Here is a 6,112-nt window from a genome sequence, read left to right as displayed (position 1 = left end):
CCCATACGCTGCACGATCCCGTGCGCTGGAAATACCACGTCGTCGGCAACTACCATCTGAACGGTGTGACGCCGCCGAAGAACGGCGCGCTCTGAGATCTCCCTCTCTTCCAAACGAAAACCCCACCGCCGGCGCCGGCGGTGGGGTTTTGCTTTTGTGAATGTCGGTCGCCTCAGCTGTAGAGGCTGACCTCCGGTATCCTGTCGTTCAGCACGAATTCGCCAACTTCCTTCGCCTTGTAGAAAACGGGATCGTGCAGCGTGTGCGTACGGACATTGCGCCAGAAGCGGTCGAAGCGGTATTTGTCGGCCGTCGAGCGTGCACCCGTCAGCTCGAAGACGCGCGAGGTAATGTCGAGCGAGACATGGGTGGCGTGGACCTTGGCGGCATAGGCTTCCGCCGCCGCTTCGCCGCGCTCGCGCGCGGTCACGTCGCGGCCGCGGGCAAGACCTGCCTGCACGGCTGATGCCGCGCTGTCGGCAAGGGCTGCCGAAGCCTTCAGCGCGGCGGTGAATTCGCCGACGCGTTCGAGAATATAGGGATCATCCGCCGCCCGCTCGACGCCTGACGTGATCCACGGCCGGGTGATGGTTCTGACGTAATCGACGGCCGCCTGCAGAGCGCCTTCGGCGGTACCGAGATAAAAATTGACGAAGACCAGCTGGATGAACGGCGTGTTGAAGGTCGACAGCACCGGCGGCGCCACATCAGGTGCGGCCGGTGCGCCGACGAAATCCTCCTCGTAGACGGGGAAGTCGCGGAACTCGACGCTGCCGCTGTCGGAGAGGCGCTGGCCGATATTGTCCCAGTCGTCATTGGCGACGTAGCCGGGGCGATTGGTCGGCACGGCGAAGCCGGCGATCTTGTCGTCGAGCGCGGCATTGGCATTGATATAGTCGGAGACCCGCGCCGCGGTGGAGAAGGACTTGCGCCCGTTCAGCACATAACCGTTGCCGCGGCGGGTGAGCACCAGCCCGGGATCGCGCGGATTGACGGCCGCACCCCAATAGAGGTTCCTGGCGACCGTATCGCTGCCCAGCGCATGGGCGCGTTCGGCATCAAGGGCCCAATAGATATACTGGCTGTTGACATAGTGGTAGCCGAGCAGCTGGCCAATCGAGCTCTCGCCACGGGCGAGGATGCGCACCAGCCTCAGCCCGTCGACCCAATCGAGGCCACCGCCGCCGATTTGCGTGGGATGCAGCGCATTGAGCAGCCCGGCATTTTTCAGCTTGATGATCTCGGCAAGCGGCGGGCGGCCTTCGCGGTCGAGGTCTGCGGCGCGCCTGGAAAGATCGGCAGAGATCTCCTCGGCACGGGCAAAGAGGTCTTCTCGCGTCGGATTGCGGCTCACCGCAAAGACGACATTGGACTGGCTCATGGGCGAAACTCCAATTCTCCAAAAGGGGATCCGGCGGGAGCTTGACGCTCCCGCCGGAAGGATCGAGGGTGACCTCCTCAGAAAAGCTTGTCCGGAATCCAGCTCGCGGTCGCCGCGTCGCTCGTGCTGAAGGCCGGGATCTTCGCAGCCAGTTCCTCGATCGTCTTAACACCGGCCGCGCGCAGGCTCTCCTGCGTCAGAAGCGTCGGCTTCACGGTAATCTGATGGGGAACCGTCTGGCCGGCGATCTCAAGGGCGGCGGCGCGGATGGAGACGGCGCCGACGACGGCGGGATTGGTCGCGACGGTCGCAACCCAGGGGCTGCCTTCCTCGGTAATTTCCTGGATATCGGCCGTCGAGACGTCGGCCGAATAGATCTTCAGCTTCTTTGCTATGCCGAGGTCGTTGGCCGCGAGCTTCACACCGCGGGCGAATTCGTCATAGGGGGCAAAAACAACCGATATATTGGGATTGGCGGTGAGCGCGGCCTTCGCCTGGTCGGCGGTCGAGGTCGCCGTCGTGTCGCTGACATTGCCGAAACGGGCCTTTTCGACCACGCCCTTATTCTCCGACTTGAACTTGTCCCAGACCTCGTTGCGGCGGTCGAGCGGCGCAAAGCCCGCGACATAGACATAACCGGCGTTGAAGTCTTTGCCGTTGTCCTTCACCACCTGTTCGAGCGCCAGCGAGGCGAGCTCGTGATCGCTCTGCTCCACCTGTGGGATTTTGGGGTTGTTGAGGTTGACGTCGAAGGCCAGGACCTTGATGCCCTTGTCGAGCGCCTGCTGCACGACGTCGCCGAGCGATTCCGGCAGGCCGTGGTCGATGACGATGCCGGAGACGCCGAGATTGATCGCCTGCAGGATCTGCTCGCGCTGCTCGGCGGCGTCCTGCCGTCCGGGGAAGACGCGCAGGTCTATATCCAGCGCCTTGGCCTGGGCTTCCGCACCGGCCTGGTAGGCCTGGAAGAAATCGCCGGCCGAAATGTAGCTGATCAGAGCCACCTTGACGCCGCCCTTATCGAAGGGGGCCGGAGCGCCGGACAGGCCGTCGGCTTTTGCGGCTTGAATGAAAATGAACGGAATGACGGCGGCAGACAGTGCGAGCCGTGCGAGGGATTTCATCGTCGCGTTCCTTCTAGCAAACGAAAGCGTCGTCTGACAGGTCTGACAGCCCTCGCGACGCGTCGGATTATTTAGATATAATCTCTATGTTTTTAGTAGAGTAAATGATCCGATTTTACGGGCTGCGGGAGATTCTTTGTTTCCCGAGGGCAGTTCGCAAGGGAAAGGCGTGCCTGGAGTTCAACCGCCCGGACAGGGCACACTCCGGCTTCGAATGCAGCCCCGGACACTATTGATGCCGCTTCTTCACATTGAAAACATCACCCGCAGTTTCGGGTCGACGTGGGCGCTTGCCGGCGCTGATCTTTCGATGGAGCGCGGTGAGATCGTGGCGCTGATGGGTGCAAACGGTGCGGGCAAATCGACGCTGGTGAAGATCCTTTCCGGCGTCCTTCCGGCCGATGGCGGCACGGTCAGCCTTGGTGGCCGCCCCTTTGCGCCGCGCAGCCCGGCCGAAGCGGCGAAGGCTGGCGTCGTGACGATGCATCAGTCGACAGATCTGGTCGGCGCCGCCGGCCTGACGGTTGCCGATGCGCTGCTGCTCAACCGGTTCGCCGATCGCAGCACGCCCTTCTTCGTCTCGCGCGCCGGCATCCGTCGCGCCGCTCAGGCGATGCTCGATGCCGCCGGCTTCACCCTGCCGCTCGACCGTGATTTCGGTGACCTCACCAGCGCCGATCGGCAGCTGGTGGCGATCGCCCGAGCGCTTTCCAACCGCGCCGATCTCCTCATCCTCGACGAGCCGACGGCGAGCCTTTCCGGAGAAGAAAGCCGCCGCCTCTTCGATATTCTGCTGAAGCTTCGCAAGCGGGGCCTGGCGATCCTCTATATCTCGCATCGTACCGCCGATCTCGAAGCCATCGCCGACCGCGCGCTCGTCATGCGCGGCGGCCGCGTCGTCGGCTCCTTCTCGCGGCCGATCGATTTTTCGACCGCCATCGAGACGATGATCGGCCGCAGACTGGATGCGGCCCGGCCGGATGCGCGGCCTGCGACCGGTGCGCCGATTTTCGAGATGCGTGATATCAGCCTGCTCTCTGAAGCCGCACCCTTCGATCTGTCATTGCATCAGGGCGAGGTGGTGGCGGTGACCGGTGTGCTTGGCGCCGGCAAGAGCCGGCTGCTCCAGGCGATCTTCGGCGTGACGGCGCTTGCCGGCGGCGCGATGTTCCTCGACGGTCGGCCGTACCGGCCGAAAAACCCAGCTGATGCGATCGCCGCAGGTGTGGCGATGGCGGCCGAAGACCGGCATCGCTCCTCGCTGATGCCGCCGGCATGGCCGGGTCATTCGCTGTCGGCAACGATCAGCCTGCCGCATCTTGGCAAATGGTATCCGCACGGTTTCCTGGTCGGCGGCCGCGAGCGACGCGAGGCCGAACAGGCAATCGCTCGTCTCGGCATAAAGGCCGCGGGTCCACTCGCCTCGGTCTGGTCGCTGTCTGGCGGCAACCAGCAGAAGGCGGTGATCGCCCGCTGGGAGGCGGAACCGAGCCGGCTGCTGCTGCTCGACGAGCCCTTCCAGGGCGTCGACATCGGCGCCCGTCACGACATCATCCGGGCAATTCGCGCCCGCACCGACAGGGCGACGCTGATCGCGACCTCCGACCCGGAGGAGGCCTATGAGGTGGCCGACCGCATCCTCGTCATCGACCGCCACGTGTTGAGGCCTGCTGCAGACGGGGCCGCTCTTGCCTCCGCCATCCAGGGAATATCCGTATGACGACGATCGACGACGACACTCTTCCACAGGCAAGCGCCCGGCCGAAGGCATCGCCGCAAGCCGATAACGGCCGTCTCGCCGCCCTCGGGGCCTTCCTCCGGGCGGGCGCGGTGTTCATCCTGCTGGCGCTGCTCGTCGTCGGCTTCACCATCGCCCAACCCGCCTTCATCAATATCGCCAATCTGATGAGCATTCTGCAGGCGGTGTCCGTCGTCGCCATTCTCGGCGCCGGCGTCACCGTCACGCTTGCTGTCGGCGGTTTCGACCTGTCGATCGGCGCGGTCGCCGCATCGAGCGTGATGGCGGCGAGTTACGCGATGATCGTCTGGCATCTTGATGCCTATGCGACGGTACCGCTGGTGCTCACCTTTGGCGCCCTGATCGGCCTCGTCAACGCCTTCCTCATCGTGCGCCTGAAGGTGCCTGATCTGTTGGCGACGCTGGCGATGATGTTTCTGCTTTCCGGCCTGCAGCTGATCCCGACCGCCGGCCGATCGATTTCGGCAGGCCTCACCCTGCCCGACGGCTCGAAGGCGACCGGCGCCTACGACCCGGCCTTTCTGCTGATCGGCCGCTACAGCATCCTCGGCACCCTGCCCGTTTCCGTGGTGCTGATGGCGGTGGTCGCCGTCGCACTCTTCATTCTCACTGAACGCACCCGCATCGGCCGATTGCTGTTTGCGACAGGCGGCAACGAAGTCGCGACCCGGCTTGCCGGCGCGTCCACAGTTCGACTGAAGACGCTCGCCTATGTCATTTCTGGCACGCTGGCGGCGCTGGGCGGCATCGTCATCGCCGCCCGCGTCGGGCGTGGCGATGTCTCCTCCGGAGGTTCGCTGCTGATGGATTCGGTCGCCGCCGCGCTGATCGGTTTCGCCGTCTTCAACCTGCGGCGTCCAAACGTGCTCGGCGCCATTGCCGGCGCCGTCTTCGTCGGCGTGCTGCTGAACGGTCTCACCATGCTGAATGCTCCCTATTACACCCAGGATTTCGTCAAGGGCGCCGTGCTCGTCGGAGCCTTAGCGCTGACCTACGGCCTCGGCCGCAGCAATCCCTAATTCCAAGGAAGAAAGACATGACCCGCGAAATCAGGCTGAACGCCTTCGACATGAATTGCGTTGGACACCAGTCGCCGGGGCTCTGGCGCCATCCGCGCGACAAGTCCTGGACCTACAAGGATCTCGATTATTGGGTGCATCTGGCAAAGACGCTGGAGCGCGGCAAGTTTGATGGGCTGTTTATCGCCGACGTGCTTGGCGTTTACGATGTGCTGCACGGCAATGTCGACGCCGCACTTCGCCATTCGGCGCAGGTGCCGGTCAATGATCCGCTGCAGCTCATCCCCACCATGGCCTATGAGACCGAACACCTTGGATTCGGCCTGACGGCGTCGCTCTCCTTCGAGCATCCCTATACCTTCGCCCGCCGCATCTCGACGCTCGACCATCTGACCAAAGGCCGTGTCGGCTGGAATATTGTCACCTCTTACCTCAACAGCGGCGCGCTCAATATCGGCCAGCCGGCGCAGACGAAGCATGATGACCGCTACGACCTCGCCGAGGAATATCTCGAGGTCTGCTACAAGCTCTGGGAGGGAAGCTGGGAGGACGGCGCCGTCGTTCGCGACCGCGAAAGCAGCATCTTCACCCATCCGGAAAAAGTCCATCCGATCCGCCATTCCGGCAAGCATTTCAACGTGCCCGGCATTCACTTGAGCGAACCCTCGCCGCAACGTACACCGGTGCTCTACCAGGCCGGCGCCTCCAGCCGCGGCAAGGATTTCGCCGGCGCCCATGCCGAATGCATTTTTGTCGCGTCCCCGTCGAAAGCCGTGCTGAAGCGTTACGTCGCCAATGTCCGCGAGGCGGCGGAACGGGTCGGCCGCAA

General features: G+C 63.9%; 5 protein-coding genes. 3 read left to right on the top strand and 2 right to left on the bottom strand.

The features are described from left to right. Positions 1 to 172 precede the first annotated feature (172 nt). Both AC1D1Z_RS32715 and AC1D1Z_RS32710 read right to left on the bottom strand, forming a co-directional pair. Positions 173 to 1,381 (bottom strand): acyl-CoA dehydrogenase family protein, encoded by a 1,209-nt coding sequence (locus AC1D1Z_RS32715; protein WP_131647169.1) that lies wholly within the window; start codon positions 1,379 to 1,381, stop codon positions 173 to 175. Positions 1,382 to 1,458: 77 nt separating this feature from the next. Next, entirely contained in the window at positions 1,459 to 2,505 is a 1,047-nt protein-coding gene (locus AC1D1Z_RS32710; RefSeq protein ID WP_131647168.1) for a substrate-binding domain-containing protein, read from the bottom strand. 235 nt (positions 2,506 to 2,740) lie between these two features. Here AC1D1Z_RS32710 and AC1D1Z_RS32705 point away from each other — a divergent pair, with 235 nt between their 5' ends. The 3 genes from AC1D1Z_RS32705 to AC1D1Z_RS32695 all read left to right on the top strand — a co-directional run. Beyond that, entirely contained in the window at positions 2,741 to 4,225 is a 1,485-nt protein-coding gene (locus AC1D1Z_RS32705; RefSeq protein ID WP_131647167.1) for a sugar ABC transporter ATP-binding protein, read from the top strand. After that, positions 4,222 to 5,283, top strand: coding sequence for an ABC transporter permease (locus AC1D1Z_RS32700; RefSeq protein ID WP_131647166.1), 1,062 nt, complete (start codon positions 4,222 to 4,224; stop codon positions 5,281 to 5,283). The genes AC1D1Z_RS32705 and AC1D1Z_RS32700 overlap by 4 nt, the downstream gene beginning before the upstream one ends. Before the next feature lie 17 nt (positions 5,284 to 5,300). After that, positions 5,301 to 6,112 (top strand): NtaA/DmoA family FMN-dependent monooxygenase (locus AC1D1Z_RS32695; protein WP_477852992.1); only part of this gene is annotated, 812 nt, incomplete at its 3' end.

The organism is Rhizobium sp. P1_E1, assembly GCF_056406015.1.
Note: the sequence above shows the minus strand (reverse complement) of the source record. Positions and strands in the feature narration are given on the sequence as shown.

Excerpts from the sequence above, each read along its gene's own strand:
- AC1D1Z_RS32715 (WP_131647169.1), bottom strand. The coding sequence starts at position 1,381 with ATGAGCCAGTCCAATGTCGTCTTTGCGGTGAGCCGCAATCCGACGCGA.
- AC1D1Z_RS32710 (WP_131647168.1), bottom strand. The coding sequence starts at position 2,505 with ATGAAATCCCTCGCACGGCTCGCACTGTCTGCCGCCGTCATTCCGTTC.
- AC1D1Z_RS32705 (WP_131647167.1), top strand. The coding sequence starts at position 2,741 with ATGCCGCTTCTTCACATTGAAAACATCACCCGCAGTTTCGGGTCGACG.
- AC1D1Z_RS32700 (WP_131647166.1), top strand. The coding sequence starts at position 4,222 with ATGACGACGATCGACGACGACACTCTTCCACAGGCAAGCGCCCGGCCG.